Origin of the sequence: uncultured Dokdonia sp. (assembly GCF_947492535.1) — a bacterium.
GTDB lineage: Bacteria > Bacteroidota > Bacteroidia > Flavobacteriales > Flavobacteriaceae > Dokdonia.
In genome coordinates, this window is record NZ_CANLNH010000005.1 from 23224 (window position 1) to 41701 (window position 18478).

Sequence of the window (18478 nt, forward strand, 5' to 3'; positions counted from 1 at the left end):
AGAAAAAATCTATGAATTCATATAGTTTTTTACACAAAGTTATATGTAAGTCAATACGTCTATTTTAAAAATAGCGCATAAAAAAAGGAGGCCTAAAAGCCTCCTTTTTTTCATCGATAGAATCTCACTAAAACACCTATTCAATGATTAGTTTTTGTACTATAGTATCAATATCTGACTCGATGTTTAAGAAATACATTCCTTTTGCCAAATCACTGGTTGGGATGACTTGAGCGTTTTGGAAGTTTTCCAGTGATATTGTACGAATAACTTTTCCATTTATATCTATAATCGTTATCTTTTGCAGCTGAGCTTGTCCTGCATATCCTAGTGTTACCTGCTGTGTTGCTGGGTTAGGGTAGAGGGTTACGCTGTCGCGAAAACTAAATTCGTCTGTACTTAATACCTCGCGTTTTTGGAATACCACAGTAAAACGCTCTGGCTGAATACCGCTTGTTGCTGTAAATGAATATCTATTCTCATTTAAGTTAGTTGTTGTATTGGTTAGGTTGTCAATTAAATACACCGTTGCGTTTTCAATGTTATTCCCTTCCAAATGATCGATGCTAATGGTGTAACTCTCCTCGGTTTCTAACGAAGTAGCAAATCCTAATGCAATTTCTATTTCATCATCAAACGCTTCTCTTCCTTGAATGGATAGTTGTTCTCCTGCTTCTAGAGTTGTAAATAAAGAGATAAAGGTCCCTAAACGCGGACTATCATACCCAGGATCAAATCCTAGTGTTGCATTGACTGTAAATCCAATACCTGTTTGAGAAGTAGCTTCTTCATAGGCTTCTGTGGTTAGGTTTAACCAAAGTCTATCGATGTCACTGTTTTCACTATTTCTAAACCCGCCATTATTTCCAGCCACACGCATACTATTGGTAAATACGACAGGGGTATTAGCGCCGGCCTCTAATTGATCAGCTTTGATTCCAAATCCTTGTCCAGATGGCATAAACTCTCCAGGAGGTGTACCTCCATTAACGGCAGCTATCCCAAGGAGTGCATTACGTATAGAGATATCATTCATAGAGAAGTTACTGGTTCCAAACCCTGGTAAGTCACCAGTAGGTATGGTTAAGTGATCCCAATAGTATACTTGATTCACGGCATCATTGGCATTGATAAATTCGGTAACATTAATAGCCGATGCATATGGATTTCCAAGAAGGTTATAGTTATTAATGGTCGCAGGCCCATTGTAGTTAATAGGTACGCTAATGGTTCCAGAGTTTAACGTCCCTGGGTTCATAGCATTTTGTGTATAGGTAATGGTATAAGCACCATCACCTACATTAGGCTCAGGTTGTGGGAATACGAGTTGTCCAATTCCTGCATCAGGTAAAGCAGTACTTCCTGTGACAGGGAGTAAATAGTCATTATCATCATCCAGGAAGTTTTCAGCACCCATAAATTCTGGGAATGCCATTAAGTCTATATCAAAAGGTACGAAGTTACTTGGGATGATACTAAATATAGCTCTAGAATTTCCATAGGCTCTGTCTCTAACTTCGGCAGTCACAGGGCTACTCATGGCTACAAAGTTACGATCATCTAAAGTAGGCGTTGTCTTCGCTACAGAGATGGATCCGTTGTTGATAGTCACGGCACTCTCATCAGTTTGTACCATACTAGCTTCATGAGCCACATCAAGGGTTCCATCGATAGTAAGATCACCTGTTGTTTGCAAATATCTTCCAGCAGTAACGGTGACAGTAGCAGTTGAGTTAATGGTACATGAACAAGCGACAATATCTGCATCAACAGTAGTCGTGTTATAATCACTATCAATGACAGCATTCATAGATCCATCAGGCGTTCCATTATCCCATCCCATGTCTGTAAACGTAGTTACAGGCAATCCTACACATAATGGAAGTTCAGGGATAGTACAATCAGGTGTGTAATTTAGAATTTGAGTTGGTGGATCAGTGACACAATTGGCATTTTCAAATGCTCCTGTAAATGGGTCAAATGGTCCACAGGCTGTGAAGAATTGATCATCAAACGGATTGGTGGCATCAAAACACAGATCAGGAGATACCGCAGATGCGCCATCTAAGAATTGCATTCTTACGTGTACTAATACCGTAGGGGTATTGGCTACAATATTATCACCTATCATTCCACCACTACCGTTTTGTTGCCAGATAAACGATACTTTAGAATTTGTAGCATCATTGATGAAGAAATCATTGTAATGATCTCCAAGTACGATAACAAGATCTGGTATGGGTTCAATAGTGGTTTGTCCTCCTAAGATGGTTGTGTTAGGTCGTTCAAAGGTAATGCTACTAGAACCATTAATAAGCGTTCCAAAGGCAACTGTATTATAATCTAAGAAGAATTGTCCTGATCCTTGAGAGTAGGTTACATCACTAGTGATTATGACATCTATTTCATAGAAATCGTTCATGCCATCATTAGTGATTTGAGGATTTTCAAAAGAGAGCTCAATGTTTTGAGCGTTGATTGTGAACATTGCGCATAGGGCAAAAAGAGTGAGTATACTTTGTTTCATTGTTATTGAATTAGTGGTTTGTGAGCTTTTATACGCTTTAACGCTTCGCTCTCCCTCTGGTCGTGAATCTCGCAAGCTCGATTTCGCGAAAGCGTATATATTTATAAATTAAAATTGCTGTATACGCCCAGCATTGGGTTGAATGATAAGTGCGATATCTGTGTTGAGAATATTTCCATCCATATTGGCATCAGAACCAGCGTATACATTAATGCCTCCAGAAGCAGAAAGTGCACTAGCTATATCTGTATTTAAAATGCTCCCATCAGAATTAACATCTCCTGCATACATCGCAAAAATCCCATTGCCCATAGCTCTTAAAGCGAGTGCTCCTCCAATCACAGCATTGATATCTGTACTGAGATCAAGATTTGTTACAGTTTCTGAAAGTGAAACAGTGCTTGCTGTAAGAATACCCAAATGATTGCGATGCCTAACAGCTATATAATAATTTCCTGAAGGGCTATTTATTGCCACAGCGGAAGTACCATCGGTAGCGACGATATCTCCGTCACGTTGCAATAATGCCGATTGCGATACCAGTACATTAGAAGCATCATTTTCATCTCTAAGTTCAATGAGTATCCAATCTACAATGGCATTTGCTCCTGTTGTAGTAAAAACGGAAGGGTCACAAGTAGTGCTGTCATAGGGACTTGTTGTTGGAATAAGGATTGAACTAGCAATACGCAAGTCATCTCGCATCAATGATTCTTCTCCAGCATTTGGATTAGTGAATGCGCCTTGTAAGAATACAATAGGGTGTATACGTATACGTATACGTTGAGGTGCAATAAAACCTTCAGAAATAGAAAGTGTTGCAGTGTTACGTTCGGCGATTTGTACTTCGCCAATCGTATATAAAATACTGATATTTCCAGCAGCGGTGCTAGCACCGCCACTATCAATACTAAAACGGTCAATGGTCTGAGCAAATACATTGCTCATGAATAGTAGTGAGATAAAAATGAATGCTTTTTTCATTGGTTTTTCTGTTCAAGTTGTACGATACGTTCTTGTAATTGTGCGATAGCTATGGTTTGTTGTGATAGCAGATCTATTTTTTTGTTTTGCTGGTCAATGAGTTGTTGTTGCTCTTGAATAGCTTTAACTAAAACAGGAATTAAATCAGTGTAATACACACCTAACCTGTCCAATTCCTTTTTTTCGCGGGTTGCATCTTCGTCATCGCCAGTAGTTACATATTCGTGTGTTTTTACGACTTCAGGAATAATTTCTAGTAGATCTTGAGCAATCAACCCAAGTTTTTCTCCTTGTTCTGGTTTTGCTTTCCAGCGAAAACGAACAGGATTGAGTTCTAAAATTTCGCGTAAGCCATAATGTAATTGTTGAATATCTCTTTTTTCTCTACGATCTGATGTGTTTATCGTACCATCGGTTGCCCAAACGGCTTCCCATCGTAAAGCAGAACCACCTAATTGAAAACTGTCATCGGTATCTGGGAAGAGTCCACAGTTCCATTCCAACCGATTAGAACCAGTATCTTCTACGGTTTCAGTACCTATACGTAAACGACCATTAGCGATATGAAGGCGCTCTTGGGGAACTGAGGTACCTATACCCGTATTACCATTTTTAAGAATGGTGAAAGCATTACTTCGGCTTAACGAACCTGTTCCATTTCCAATAACAAAAAGGCGATCAAGACTGACAAAGTTTGTTGTTGATAAAGGAGTATACTCGGTATTATAGGTGCCCATTACAGTTTCTCTATATGAAGGAGCTCTTGTTCCTGAACCAAAAGCCATAGCATAATTTCCAGAAGCATTGGATACTGTGGCTAGTGCTATAGCGCCTTCGCCACTAGCTACAGATGAAGTCCCAATAGCGACTGCCTGTATTCCCGATGCTTGTGTCTCAAATCCTAAGGCCGTAGAGCGATCTCCTAAGGCTTGTGAAAAGTTACCCATTGCCGTAGTTGTAGCACCAGAAGCTTCTGTAAACCTACCAGAAGCAAACGATTGAACTCCAGTAGCTTCACTTTCTTCTCCTACTTGTAATGCGCCATTTTTATATAGAATGAATGCATTTGATCTAGTATTGGAAGCAGTACCATTTCCAATTACGAGTAAACGATCACTTGAATTAAAATTTGTAGTAGAGACAGGCGTATAACTTGTGTTATAGCTACCTAATGCAGTTTCAGCAAAAGAACGTGCATTGACATTAGAACCTATAGCGACAGCTTGATTTCCAGAAGCTGTCGTCACATTTCCCATAGCTGTAGATCGTTCTCCTCCTGCAAAAGTTTGTACACCAATAGATGTAGCTCCATCTCCTTGTGCTATAGTGCTACTTCCTATAGCTATAGCACTTAACCCGCTGGCTGTTGATTCATTACCAAAAGCGATAGAAGCAAGTCCAGAAGCTGTAGTATCAAAACCACCAGCAATTGCAAAGCTCTCAGCTCGTGTTCTAAAACCTAAAGCAACAGCATTAGAACCTACAGCTCCATACTCAGCAAAATCACTATCCGACTGACTTAAGTCAACGGCTCCTGAACCTATGTCACCAAAAAAATCAGGATTTTGTCCTACCAAGCGCCATCCTGTTGAACCACCCTCAGTAATAGCTTCCAAGCCATTTACGTTTTGAGCAGTTTGTGCACTGATAGCGTAGGGAACTGTTAGAAATTGAGTCGTCCCTAGATCAGTTAGTCCACCGCCAGAATTCACCTGAACATTTAGGAAATGAGTATCTGAAGTCCAATCAATAGCTGTATAATCGCCACTTAATACTGTCCCTTCTCCAATGTTGAGTATGATCAATCCATTGGTGTCTGTAGTAGGGGTGTGGTTTTCTGAATATACCATTATTTGATCATCTCCTTCTAGAATATTGAATTGGATGACAACTAATTGATTAGATAATGGCGTCCCTTGATTGTCATTAATGACCGCTTTATAGTTGATATTATTTTGCGCCTGACTTATCAGACAAACAAAAAAGCCAACCAATACTAAGAGTATATTATTTTTCATAGGTTTTGTTTTGTAATAGCGCTGTAAGCTGATTCATTTGTGATTGTAAATCGGCAATGGCAGCTTTGTTTTGCTGTTGTTCGTTTTTATAAGATTGAATGATCTTTTGTTGTTCTTGGATAGCTTTGATGAGTACGGGAATCAAATCGGTATAGTATACGCCTAGTCTGTCTAACTCCTTTTTTTCGAGGGTTGCATGTTCACCTTCCCCAGTAGTGACATATTCATGTGTTTTGACTACTTCAGGAATAATCTCTAATAGATCTTGAGCAATCAGTCCGAGTTTTTCCCCTTGTTCAGGTTTTGCTTTCCAGCGAAAACGTACAGGGTTGAGGTCTAAAATTTCGCGTAAGCCATAGTTTAATCCTTTAATATCTTTTTTCTCTCTACGATCTGAGGTGTTGATGGTTCCATCGGTTGCCCAAACTGCTTCCCATCGTAAGGCAGAACCGCCTAGTTGAAAAATATCATCGGTATCTGGAAAGAGACCGCAATTCCATTCTAATCGATTAGTACCTGTATCTTCTACAGTTTCGGTGCCGATACGTAATCGTCCATTGGCAACATGCAATCGTTCCAGAGGATTGGAGGTACCTACACCAGTATTTCCATTTTTAAGGACCGTAATTGCGTTATTTCGATCTGAAACATTCGTGCCATTTCCTACTACAAATAGTCGATCTGTACCAGCTATACCAGAGGAAGAAGATGCGTATAGTTCACTATAACGACCAATAACAAATTCAGAATTTGAGAATGCAATAGCACTAGTTCCCATGGAAAAAGAATGATCTCCGAAGGATTGAGAATTAGTACCTAAGGCTACTGAGTTATCCCCGCTAGCAATGGTGGCATTTCCACCAGCCATTGTTTGAACACCATCAGCATTACTTTGAGAACCAAAGGAAAAAGATCGTGCACCACCAGCACTTGTTAAAGAACCTGTAGCAAACGATGCAAATCCTGAGGCTGTCGTACCACTACCAAAAGCAGCAGCATTAGTACTGGTAGCTGAGGTACTCGCTCCTGCAGCAAAAGATGAGCTTCCCGAGGCTTCCGTAAAAGCGCCCATAGCAACAGCTCCTGCTTGCGTTGCCGTTGTGCTTAGACCTGTAGTAAAAGATGCTGCGCCAGACGCTGTTGTTGTAGATCCAAAGGCAACAGCAGTTTGACCACTGGCAATAGTGCCGCTTCCTGCAGACAAGCTATATACACCATTAGAAGTAGTTTCATTTCCTAAAGCAACAGCAAGTTCTCCTGTAGTACCATTCGCACTCACCATAGAGTTATCCATAGTGATATTCCCATTTTTATAGATGGTTAATGCATTATTCCTTCCACTTGAATTATTACTACCATTTCCTATTTCAAAAAGCGGATCACTAGGAGTCCATAAACCTACACTTCCTCCTCCAATATTATTACGACCAAAAGTTGCCGAAAGAAGTGCATCTGCACGCAACCCTATTCCTTGAGCAAAGGATACATCTCCTATAGCGTCGCTGGTACTACCAAAAACAACAGAACCCGTGCCTGAAGCTGTAGTTGCTCCTCCTGCGGCAAAGGAGAAAGCCCCAGAAGCCTCTGTAGCAGAACCTGTAGCAAAAGAGGTGTCTCCAGACGCTATGGTTGAAACTCCTACTGCAAACGCTCTATTACCTGTAGCACCTCGGTTGGTATTTGGAGAAGTTGTGATACTTAAATCAATAGCATTTTCACCAATATTTCCATAATTATCAGGATCACGATCCTTTAATCGCCATCCAATACCATTACCTTCATCTATATCTTCCAAGCCCATGGTGTTTTCTGCGGTTTGTGCATGTAATGCGTACGGAACAGATAGAAACGGAGTGGTTCCCATATCTACAAGCCCGCCTCCAGTATTGATTTGTACGTTTAAAAAGTGATCGGTTGTAGACCAATCAATCGTTGTATAATCTCCGCTTAATACTGTTCCTTCTCCAATGTTTAAAATAACAAGTCCGTTGGCATCTGTCGTTGGGGTATGATTTTCAGAATATACATTTGTAGCGCCTTCTAGAATCGTAAACTGAATAATGATGAGATCATTGGCTAAAATAGTACCAGTGTTATCTCTAATAATGGCTTTGTAGTTAATAGACTGTGATTGCGCTATTCCTATATAGAAAGGAAGTATACAACAACTTATACATAGTAATTTCTGAAAGACCTTCATAAACAATACGGGTTAGTTTACTCATTGGTGTTATTGCTTTTAAAAAGTAAACATCAAGATGTACTGTTTTTTAATTTTTATTTGTAACTGATTGTTTGTTAGTGATTAGGGAGTGGTTGATGTTTAGGTAATCGTACTAATTTTATAGGCGTCATTTCTTTTTTATACTTTTAACCCACATTCTGTATTAGAACTTTACAATGAGGTTTGAAACAGCAATAAAAGATGATGTTTTCTGAGTTTTAGCATAGCACCGCTATAGTTAAACTCAAAAACGTAGCGTAGCGATATATTTTGCAGTTGTTTCAAAACGGAATAGATTTTCTAATGCAGAATGTGGGTTTATTAGCATAAAATGTTTACCTCGGCTTCCGAAATGCACTAATATGAAAAAGCAACGCCTTATCACTGGATTAAAAGAAGACCGACCGGATGCATTACGCGATATATACCTTGCCCATCGCAAGGCTTTTTTGCGTTATGCAAAGAAATATCCTATCACGAGCTCTATGGCTGAAGATGTGTATCAAGACGCTATTATTATTTTGAGAGATAATGCACGTCAAGGGAAACTCGACAATTTAAAAAGCGAACTCCGAACCTACCTTTTTAGTATTGGGAAGTATTTGATTTATGCGCATTTGCGTAAACAGAAAAAAGTGCATCTAGTAGAAGATTTCTCTGAAATGTATAATGAACAAACGGTTATGTCAGAAATTGTAGAAGCTACGATTCCTGATGGAGAGCGAAAACATCAAATGCAACTAGCTTTAGAACAACTAGGAGGAAAGTGCCGAGAAATCTTGTACTTATTTTATTATCGTGGCTTCAGTTTAGATGAAATTGTAGAGAAGCTAGGATATAGTAGTAAGGATGTAGCCAAAAGTCAAAAATCTCGATGTCTTAAAAGTTTGAAGACCCTCGTAAAATCCCCCAATTATGAATAAAGACCTATTAATTCAAAAATATTTGCAAGGAACGTTAAATGAAGCCGAAGAGCAATTGTTTCAGGAGTACATTCAGAATGATCCTTCGTTTGCAGATGATATTCCCTTTTATGATGATCTTAAGTACGCTTTCGCGAAAGCGGACTACGATCAAACAAAAGCACAGTTACACTCTTTTTATAAAGAAGAAAAACGTTCCTCATGGAGAAAATGGTCTGTTGCTGCTACACTTTTAATCCTTATTGGATTGAGTAGTGTATGGTATTTCAATACTATAGATTCTACAGAATCACTCTATGCTCAGTATTTTGAACCGTATAAAAATGTTGTACAACCTATAGTTCGCGGTGAGGTGTCAGAAGACATAAAAGTGTTAGCTTTTAGAGCCTATGATGAACAAAATTATAAGGAGGCTATTGTATATATAGAGACACTTTTAGAAAATAAAGAGGAAGGTATCTTAGTACTTTATAAAGCAAATGCTCAGTTACAGCTAGGAGAAACAAAAGAGGCTATTGTGACGCTAGAATCTCGCATTAAAAAAACAGATACGATCTATGCCGAAGCACAGTGGTATTTAGCATTAAGTTATTTAAAACTGGATAATATTGAGAAAACAAAAAGTCACTTGAATACCTTGCTTACTACCAATTCAAATTTTAAGCATAAAGAAGCTCAAGAATTATTGAAATCGTTGGAATAAGAGTTTCTTACTTATAAATAAAAGAAGAAAGATTCCTCCTAAAATGAGTCCCCATTTTTTCCAAGACTGTTCTTTTTGATGGATAGGTGTTGGATCTCCAGAAATCACAAAACCAGACCAATAATACGGATGCTGTAAGGCTGGGTACTCTGTATGAGCATCAAGATAATCTTGTTTAGCAAGACGAAGAGCTTCATCCTTAGGGATTCCTTTGTATAGATGGGTATAAAATCCTGTCATAATAGCGGTAGTTTCTGTATCGGGTACTTTCCAAAGACTCATGACGGTACTAGCAGCACCCGCATGTGTAAAAGCATTGGCCATGCTTTGTATTCCTTTGCCTTTAATTTCTTTGCCGATACCCGTTTCACAAGCACTTAGAGTAACTAAATCTGCATTTAATTTCAGGTCGTAAATTTCTGAAAGTGTTAAACTCGTACGTGTTGGATCTATAGCTTCTTCTTCATAAAACTGAATTTTACTTAATACTGGTTCTTCTGTATTTGTAGTGGCATGCGTAGCCAAATGAATAATAGAAGCTGTAGTAACGTTATTAAGAAAAGAAGTTTTAGATGCTTGCTGATCTAAATAGGTTTTGTGATTACCGTACTGACCTATGGCTTTTATCTCATCGGCACTTTTGGAAAGCCGATTATTAAAAACCCCTTGTCGTGTAGCAAAAGGAGCCATGAGTAACGCTTGATTTGATGTTGAGGTCTCCTCTTGGTCTCTGGTTGTTGTGATATGAACAATACTCGTTTTTGCTAATAAATACTTATTTTCTTCCTCAATCCATAACGAACTTATAGGAATAAGATGCAATTTATCATCTAGTAATATGGCAGTTTTTGTGTCAGGGCGGATATATTTTTCAAAGAGTGTTTTGTATATCAATTGATGCGATTCCTTATGGATAGGTGTATTTATTTCTCGAACGTCAGAACTCACTTTATCGATAGCTATTTCTAATTCGGTTGTGAGTGGTATTTTATCAAAGTGCTGTATCGTGTCATTTTCGTGTAGCACATAAATGGCTTCCTGTCCCCAGAAATAGTATAGTTTATTGTATCCTTCATAAGTAGTTCTACTATTTTTAATAAATGGAATGGAGTCAATATCCTTATGTTGCTGCGCATCTTTAAGTTCGTTGAGTATAGTAACATATTGACTTTGTAGACGTAATTCTAAAGCACTATCAAACGTTTTTTGCTCTTTATTGGTTTGCCATTCTTGTTGGTATAACTGCATCAAATTACCATATACATTCTTGAACTGCGTTTCATCTAAAAAAGCATCTTCATCACTAATCCCTCCCATGAGTTTTATCAATTCATGCGCAGTTGTATACGATTGTTTTTTTGTTTTTAAGTAGGTGTTGTCTTTTGTTTTGGTATAGAATGCTTCTGCGAGTTGTGCTTTAAATAATAGATTGTCTAGCAAAATATTTTTATGTGCTTTTTCAATATTATCTAGATCTAGAGGCATATGAAATATCGTCGTGTCACGTTGTATTTTAGTATTTACCGTAAGCGCTTCTTCGCTGTAATATTGGGCATTTTTATAATCGTTAAGGTCTAGATAGTATTTCGCTAGTTTAATAAGGAGTGCCGCTCTTTCTGTATTTCTGATTTCTAGAGATTCTTGTAATGCTTTTGTACTAAGTAACTCGTTGATTGCTTCCTGATGATTTCCTTGTAAATTATGAATATCAGCAATACGTTCGCTTAAAAACCATTCAGAAAAATGAGACTTAAATTTATCAGTATCTCGTAGTTTTTTTAATGTTAAAGATTGCTTTATGGCTTTATCATAGAGGCTGTTTTTTATTAAATAATCTATATGATAGGAATAGAAATCATAGACAAAGAATGAAGGTTGTGATTGTGCATACTTCTTCGTTTCAAATTCTTCAATCATTTTTGTAACCTTCTGATGCTGATTGGTAAGTGTGTATGTCTTAAAAAGCCCTCCATAGCTTAAATAAAAGGGTAATTTATGTTTCCTAGCTTTTTCTAATGATTGCCTATAGAAATTTTCAGCCTTTTTATAATTGTACTGAAACTCTTCTGTTTTCCCCATTCTATATAAAATGGACATATAGAAAGCTTGGTATTCAGGATCTTTAGTGAGGTGTTCTCCTTGAAGTAAACTTAATGCTTTTGAACCATAATAATAAGCAACAGTAGATTGGTTATTAAGACTCGCATTGGTACTTAAAGCGGCATATAATTTTACCTTTGTCATGCTAGGTTTTTCTAGTTCCTTTTCAAAAGATAATGCTTGGTATAATGGTGTACTCCATTCAGATATTGGTTTTAAAAAATTAAAACATCGATACTCTAGTAATTTTGTTTCGATTATTTCTTCGGGAAGTACTAGCTTTTGATATAGAGAATCTGCCTTATGAATAAGGGGTAACGCCGTATCTGTATCTCTTTTCTTTAAAACTGTTTTTGCTTGCGCGAAATAGATGTCAGCAGCTTCACGATCTATACGATTTTGGGATGAAGGTACCGTCTGAGCAACGATTTCTGTTGTACACCAGATACAACCTAGAACACATAACATCGAGAAAAGTATATGTTTCTTTAGGAGTGGGATATACATTTTTGAGAAAGGAGATTAGTTTCTACTAGTTAGTTACTAATATACAAACAACCTGAGAACTTCAATAGACTAGGTTAATTCCTTAATTTTTAGAGGGTCTTATTAAGGTAGTATTTTTATATGTTTTGTTCTTACCAAAATTATAAAAAATGAATGTACTGTATACGCTTTCGCGAAAGCGTATATAACCAAAACCCCTTACGCCAATTCCTTCAATTTCTCTTGAAGTACTTTAATCTGATCTCGTAGTTTGGCAGCTTGCATAAAGTCGAGTTCTTTGGCAGCAGCTTCCATGGCTTTACGCGTACTTCGAATACTCTTTTCTATTTCTGGTCTGGTTTGATAAGTTGCGGCGTCTTCGGCAGCAAGATCAATGAGGTTTTGAGCCTCTATGGTATACGTTGCTTTTCGCGTAAGCGCATTATCTAAACTCTTTTTAATCGCTTCTGGTTTAAGTCCATTAGCCGTATTATAGGCGATTTGTTTATTTCTACGGTAGTCACTACCATCGATTGTCTCTTGCATGCTTCGAGTGATCTTATCTGCATACAAAATGGCTTTCCCATTTACGTTACGCGCGGCACGACCTATGGTTTGCGTTAATGAACGTTTACTACGTAAAAAGCCTTCTTTGTCTGCATCAAGAATAGCAACCAGTGAAACTTCAGGTAAATCAAGTCCTTCACGTAATAAATTCACACCAACAAGCACATCATAGAGCCCTTTACGAAGGTCTTGCATGATTTCTACACGCTCTAAAGTGTCTACATCTGAGTGAATATATCGCGTACGAATATCAATACGTGCGAGGTATTTAGTTAACTCCTCTGCCATACGTTTCGTAAGTGTAGTTACTAATATACGTTCATCTCGTTCTATGACTTTATTAATCTCTTCGATGAGGTCATCTATTTGATTGAGACTCGGTCGCACTTCTACTATAGGATCTAGAAGTCCAGTAGGACGAATGATTTGCTCTACGTAGGTCCCTTCTGATTTCTGTAATTCATAATCTGCTGGTGTTGCAGATACATAAATGACTTGATTTTGAAGTAGTTCCCATTCTTCAAATTTCAACGGACGATTATCCATGGCAGCAGGGAGTCTAAACCCATATTCTACAAGATTCTCTTTACGACTTCGATCTCCACCATACATCGCACTTACTTGCGAAACCGTTACGTGACTCTCATCCACGACCATTAAATAGTCTTCAGGAAAATAATCTAATAAACAGAACGGACGTGTACCTGGCTCTCTTCCATCCAGATAACGCGAGTAATTCTCAATACCAGAACAATACCCTAATTCTCTGATCATTTCCAAATCAAAATTAGTACGTTCATTAAGTCGTTTGGCTTCCAAATGTCTTCCTATATCTTTAAAATAATCAACCTGTTTGACCAGATCTTCACCTATTTGATTAATAGCGCCTTGTAGTACATCCGGTGAGGTTACAAACATATTTGCAGGATAGATACGAAGTTGTTCGTATTTTTCAATCACCTCACTTGTTTTAGGATCAAAAGCCTCTATTTCTTCAATCTCATCTCCAAAAAAGTGCACTCTAAACGCAATATCTGCATACCCAGGGAAAATTTCGACGATGTCTCCTTTGATTCTAAAATTACCACGTCCAAACTCCATTTCCGTACGGCTATATAGTCCTTGTACGAGTTGTTTTAATAACATGGTACGCGCTATAATCTGATCACGTTTGATCTCAATAACATTCTTCTGAAACTCCGCTGGGTTTCCAATACCGTATAAACAAGATACCGAAGCCACAACCAGTACATCGCGTCTTCCAGAGAGTAGGGAAGAAGTGGTACTCAATCGCATTTTTTCAATCTCATCATTGATAGAAAGGTCTTTTTCTATATAGACTCCAGACGACGGAATAAATGCTTCTGGTTGATAATAGTCATAATAAGAGACAAAATATTCTACTGCATTCTCTGGAAAAAAAGCCTTAAACTCACTGTACAACTGTGCTGCAAGAGTTTTGTTATGGGCCAAAACCAATGTGGGTTTTTGTACCTGTTCAATCACATTGGCGACAGTAAATGTCTTTCCACTACCTGTCACTCCAAGTAAGGTTTGATATGTCTCTTGTGCATCAAGTCCTTCTACAAGAGATTTGATAGCAGTAGGTTGATCTCCAGTGGGTTTAAAGTCAGATTGTAATTTGAATTTCATAGATACAGTAGCTACGCTAAATTAAGGCTTTTTACGCTTTCGCGAAAGCGTAATTAGATATAAAACATTAGGGAACTTAGATGGAATTTATAAAAGTAAAGCGAGCCTAGCCCGCTTTACAAGTTTAGTGTATATGGAATTCAAAATAGTGTTTTATATAAAGATTGTCAGTTCAATCTCATAGTGATGTAAAATCAAATCTATACTATATCACGTACTATTTGAAATTGTATACTATGAATATAGTGTCCCTTAAGCGGTTTATGGTGAATGCCGATAAATCATTACTTATATATAATTTATGAATATATAAATGTGATTTAAAACCTGCTATAAAAGATATGTTCAGCTATATACAGACAAGTATTTATCAACTTTGAGACTATTTTTTGCAATTCATCCTTAAAAAATAACAGTTGGGTGACTCTTACTTTCTAACAAGAGGTGTTTGTAGCATCTTTACATCATCAAACTAAAACATAGAAATCATGAATAATAGAAAACAAGATTATAAATACGAAATAGCACAAGCGTATATCAAAGAACTTAAAGAATTTTACACACACTTAATTACATATCTAATTATGGTACCTGTGTTTATTTTTATAAATTACTATACAACTTCTTTTCCATGGGCGATATTTCCAATTGTAGGATGGGGTATTGGTTTGCTGAGTCATGCATCGCAAACATTTAATTGGAACCCATTGTTTAATAAAGAATGGGAGAAACGTAAAATAGAAGAGTTTTTACGTAATGATGAATTTTAAAATATAGGAATTATGGAAGATCAAGAAGATAGATATCAAAGAGCGAGAGAGAGAGTTACAGCGCTTAGAAAGTTTTACGGTAAATTAGGTAGTTTCCTTTTGTTTGGACTTTTATTTTTAGGATTTAATTACTATTCAAATGGATTGAGTTATCCTTGGTTCTTATGGATTATTGGATTTTGGGGATTAGGTATTGTGATGGAAGCATTTAAACTTTTTGGAACAGACTTATTTTTAGGTAAAAACTGGGAGCAACGTAAAATTCGTGAGCAAATGGAAAAAGAAAATAGAAATAGTCAAAACTGGTTCTAATGGCAGCTATGGATCAAGAAAAGTATGAGCGTATAAAAAAGCAAGTTGAAAATGAAAAAATATGGTATTCCCACCTTTTCATTTATATCACTATAAATATACTGTTACAATTATTTTATGCAGGTATTTTTGATGACGGAGAGTTTACGCAGTATATTCCTTGGTGGGTACGTTTTACGACACCATTTTTCTGGGGACTTAATGTCTTTGTACACTGGCTATATGCTTTTAAAAAAGTACGTTTTACAAATTTTTATAAAAGATGGGAAGAACGTAAGATCAAAGAGTATATGGAAGAAGAAGAAAAGGATTTTATACGTACAATTAAAAAGTAACTATTTCTTTTTTAAGAAAATGAATGCGGACTATTAAACACTGAAAGAAGATGGAAGGTATAGATCAAGAAAAATTACAACGAGCAAAAAAACAAATAGCAGATGAGAAAGGATGGTATACACACCTCTTTATCTACCTGGTTATTAATATCTGTTTACAGTTATTTTATTTTGGACTCTTTGATGATGGAAGAATAACAAGTCACATGCCTTGGTGGGTTCATTTTACAACACCGTTTTTCTGGGGTATTGGATTATTGGGTCATTGGTTTAAAGTATTTAAGAAAGTTGGTTCTATAAAATTTTATAAGGATTGGGAAGCCCGCAAAATAAAACAGTTTATGGAAGAAGAGGAAGAGGATTTTTCTCATGTAATTAAGAGAAGGGGTTCTAAAAAATAACTAATAACAAGTATTACAAAATGAATCATAGCGACGAAGAAAAATACGAACGTGTCAAAAAACAAATAAAAAATGAAAGAAGTTGGTATTCACATCTACTTGCTTATATCGTTTTTTGTACTGTAGGTCAATTATTTTATGCAGGTGTTTTTGATGGCGGATCGTTTACCTCTTATATCCCTTTTTGGACACGGTTAATAACACCTGTTTTATGGGGAATAGCCTTGCTGTTACATTGGTTCTATGTTTTTAAAGGAGTTCGTTACAATGCCTTTTATAAAAAATGGGAACAACGCAAGATTCAAGAGTATATGGAATCAGAGGAAGAGGATTATATAAATAATAATAGAAAATAACAGAAATAAACTTCCCTCTTCAAGAGAATAGAAATGAATAATCAATCAAAAACAACAATGTATTATGAAACTTTTTAGCACTATTGTAATTATTTGGATTACATTTTTAGGAGTACAAGCACAAGATTCTTTTGTTATAAAAGAGGTTACTTTATTTGATGGTGATACTGTTATTGAAAATACATCTGTACTTGTAGAAAATGGTGTTGTCAAGAAAGTAGGCAAACACATCAAAGGGGATTATGAAGTGATAGATGGTAAAGGGAAATTTTTAATGCCAGCGCTCACTAATTGTCATGTACACTCATTTATGGTTCCTCAATTGTATGAAGCTGCAAATGCAGGAGTGTTAAACCTATTAGATATGCATGGGTTAGAATCGATGCAGCACTATATGACAGATATGCGTGATCAACCTGGAACGGCAAGATTATATAGAGCGGGCTATGCTGCTACAGCTCCGGGAGGTCATGGGACACAGTATGGTTTTGAAGTACCCACACTTGAAAAACCTGAAGATGCAAAACAATGGATAGCAGATAGAGTAGAAGCAGGGGTTGATCATATTAAAATTATAGTAGAACCTTGGAAAACCACCATCTCTCATGAGATCGCAAAAGCATTGATAGAAGAAGCACATGCAAACGATAAAGTAGCCGTGGTGCATATCTCTAAAGAAGAAGACGCGTACAAAGTACTGTCTAATGGAGCTGATGGATTGGTACATATCTGGACAGATATAGACATGCCCCAAGAACACTTAGATGACCTTGTCAAGAATAAAGATTTTTTTGTCATTCCTACCATTCTTACCAATGTATTAGTACAACCTTTGTATTTTGGAAAGACAGAAGAAGAGACCGCAGCTGTAGAAGCAAAGCTATTGAAAGAGGTAAAACGTCTGTATGATGCAGGAATCCCAATATTGGCTGGTACAGATCCACCTAATGCAGAAATCAATATGGGAACCGATTTGTATAAAGAGCTTATCTTTTTTAGTAAAGCAGGAATTCCAGCCATAGATGTATTGAAAAGTGCGACGTCATTACCCGCTACAAAATTTAATATAGGAAAGACTGGGTTTATAAAAGAAGGCTATGTTGCAGATATGCTCTTACTCTCAAAAAGCCCTTTAGATACCATAGATCATATTTCAAGTATCGAAACAATATGGAAGGCTGGTACGATACTTAAAAAATAATCTGTTTCAACTATAAATTAAAACTATATTTATATAGTAAAATATACGCTTTCGCGAAAGCAAAATTAGAAACGCAAATCAATAGTTTGTTATCTACTATTAGATCCTGTTCTACACTTAAAGTAATTTTAATAAAACGTATAGTATACCTGTCATGATGAATGTACTAATTATAGAAGATGAAAAACCATCTGCACGAAGACTCAATAGAATGCTTGCAGAACTAGATGTAACCGTAAATGAAATGTTACATTCTGTAGAGGAAGCTGTGGCTTGGTTTAAAACCAATACCCATCCTGATTTGATCTTTTTAGACATTCAATTGTCTGATGGTTTATCTTTTGAAATTTTTGATCAGGTAGAAGTAAAGAGCGCTATTATTTTTACAACCGCCTTTGATGAGTATGCTTTGCAGGCGTTTAAGTTGAATAGTGTTGATTATTTATTAAAACCTATAGATGATGAAGATTTAGAAAAAGCAGTCGCCAAATACAAGGAACGTATCCCAAAACAGCAAGATGTAGCGCTGAATTTTGAAGATATTAAAAAACTATTAGGTGTTACCGCGGTAGAACGTGAGTATAAACGTCGTTTTACAACCAAGATTGGACAACATCTTAAAATGATTCCTGTAGATGAAATAGAGTGCTTTTACAGCGAAAATAAAGGGACATATGCAGGAACTACCGAAGGAAGGAATTACTTATTAGATACGACACTGGAAAACTTGGAAGATGAACTAGAACCTAAAACCTTTTTTAGAGTAAGTCGCAAGTTTTATATAAACATCAATGCCATTAATGACATTATCTCGTACACCAATTCTCGATTACAGATTAAATTGAATAATTGGAGCGAACAGGAAATTATTGTCAGTAGAGAGCGCGTGAAAGATTTTAAAACTTGGATAGACTAAAA

Annotated in this window: 15 protein-coding genes; 9 read left to right on the forward strand and 6 right to left on the reverse strand. The window is 36.8% G+C overall.

Going from position 1 to position 18478, the window contains the following annotated elements; translation table 11 throughout:
- Window positions 1-136 precede the first annotated feature (136 nt).
- The 4 genes from Q1A60_RS08005 to Q1A60_RS08020 form a co-directional block, all read right to left on the reverse strand.
- On the reverse strand, window positions 137-2488 hold the full coding sequence (locus Q1A60_RS08005; protein WP_299768128.1) for a T9SS type A sorting domain-containing protein: 2352 nt from the start codon (window positions 2486-2488) through the stop codon (window positions 137-139).
- Window positions 2489-2635: 147 nt separating this feature from the next.
- Window positions 2636-3511, reverse strand: a complete 876-nt coding sequence (locus Q1A60_RS08010) for a hemagglutinin protein (RefSeq protein ID WP_299768125.1) — start codon at window positions 3509-3511, stop codon at window positions 2636-2638.
- Window positions 3508-5529, reverse strand: coding sequence for a tail fiber domain-containing protein (locus Q1A60_RS08015; RefSeq protein WP_299768122.1), 2022 nt, complete (start codon window positions 5527-5529; stop codon window positions 3508-3510). Before Q1A60_RS08015 ends, Q1A60_RS08010 begins: the two co-directional genes overlap by 4 nt.
- Window positions 5519-7729 carry a tail fiber domain-containing protein gene (locus Q1A60_RS08020; protein WP_299768119.1) on the reverse strand — a complete coding sequence of 737 codons (2211 nt, stop codon included), beginning with the start codon at window positions 7727-7729 and terminating at the stop codon, window positions 5519-5521. Before Q1A60_RS08020 ends, Q1A60_RS08015 begins: the two co-directional genes overlap by 11 nt.
- Window positions 7730-8115: 386 nt before the next feature.
- On the opposite strand from Q1A60_RS08020, the gene Q1A60_RS08025 reads away from it, so the two are divergent.
- Together Q1A60_RS08025 and Q1A60_RS08030 are read left to right on the forward strand one after the other, a co-directional pair.
- Window positions 8116-8676, forward strand: coding sequence for a sigma-70 family RNA polymerase sigma factor (locus Q1A60_RS08025; protein ID WP_299768116.1), 561 nt, complete (start codon window positions 8116-8118; stop codon window positions 8674-8676).
- The gene (locus Q1A60_RS08030; RefSeq protein ID WP_299768113.1) at window positions 8669-9379 is read left to right on the forward strand and encodes a hypothetical protein; all 711 of its coding nucleotides are present in this window, start codon (window positions 8669-8671) and stop codon (window positions 9377-9379) included. Before Q1A60_RS08025 ends, Q1A60_RS08030 begins: the two co-directional genes overlap by 8 nt.
- On the opposite strand, the gene Q1A60_RS08035 is transcribed toward Q1A60_RS08030, so the two are convergent.
- Window positions 9359-11947 carry a CHAT domain-containing tetratricopeptide repeat protein gene (locus tag Q1A60_RS08035; protein ID WP_299768110.1) on the reverse strand — a complete coding sequence of 863 codons (2589 nt, stop codon included), beginning with the start codon at window positions 11945-11947 and terminating at the stop codon, window positions 9359-9361. The two genes, Q1A60_RS08030 and Q1A60_RS08035, sit on opposite strands and share 21 nt — an antisense overlap.
- Before the next feature lie 237 nt (window positions 11948-12184).
- The gene (gene uvrB / locus Q1A60_RS08040; RefSeq protein ID WP_299768108.1) at window positions 12185-14185 is read right to left on the reverse strand and encodes an excinuclease ABC subunit UvrB; all 2001 of its coding nucleotides are present in this window, start codon (window positions 14183-14185) and stop codon (window positions 12185-12187) included.
- 488 nt (window positions 14186-14673) lie between these two features.
- Here uvrB and Q1A60_RS08045 point away from each other — a divergent pair, with 488 nt between their 5' ends.
- The 7 genes from Q1A60_RS08045 (at window position 14674) to Q1A60_RS08075 (ending at window position 18476) form a co-directional block, all read left to right on the forward strand.
- The gene (locus Q1A60_RS08045) at window positions 14674-14955 is read left to right on the forward strand and encodes a 2TM domain-containing protein (RefSeq protein ID WP_299768106.1); all 282 of its coding nucleotides are present in this window, start codon (window positions 14674-14676) and stop codon (window positions 14953-14955) included.
- Between the two features lie 12 nt (window positions 14956-14967).
- Entirely contained in the window at window positions 14968-15267 is a 300-nt protein-coding gene (locus Q1A60_RS08050; RefSeq protein ID WP_299768104.1) for a 2TM domain-containing protein, read from the forward strand.
- Window positions 15267-15602, forward strand: coding sequence for a 2TM domain-containing protein (locus Q1A60_RS08055; protein ID WP_299768103.1), 336 nt, complete (start codon window positions 15267-15269; stop codon window positions 15600-15602). The genes Q1A60_RS08050 and Q1A60_RS08055 overlap by 1 nt, the downstream gene beginning before the upstream one ends.
- 50 nt (window positions 15603-15652) lie before the next feature.
- Complete coding sequence (locus Q1A60_RS08060; RefSeq protein WP_299768101.1) at window positions 15653-16003, forward strand: 2TM domain-containing protein; 351 nt, start codon at window positions 15653-15655, stop codon at window positions 16001-16003.
- Between the two features lie 20 nt (window positions 16004-16023).
- Window positions 16024-16359, forward strand: coding sequence for a 2TM domain-containing protein (locus Q1A60_RS08065; protein WP_299768099.1), 336 nt, complete (start codon window positions 16024-16026; stop codon window positions 16357-16359).
- Window positions 16360-16423: 64 nt separating this feature from the next.
- Window positions 16424-17560, forward strand: coding sequence for an amidohydrolase family protein (locus Q1A60_RS08070; RefSeq protein WP_299768097.1), 1137 nt, complete (start codon window positions 16424-16426; stop codon window positions 17558-17560).
- Between the two features lie 157 nt (window positions 17561-17717).
- Window positions 17718-18476 carry a LytTR family DNA-binding domain-containing protein gene (locus tag Q1A60_RS08075; RefSeq protein ID WP_299768185.1) on the forward strand — a complete coding sequence of 253 codons (759 nt, stop codon included), beginning with the start codon at window positions 17718-17720 and terminating at the stop codon, window positions 18474-18476.
- Window positions 18477-18478 lie beyond the last annotated feature (2 nt).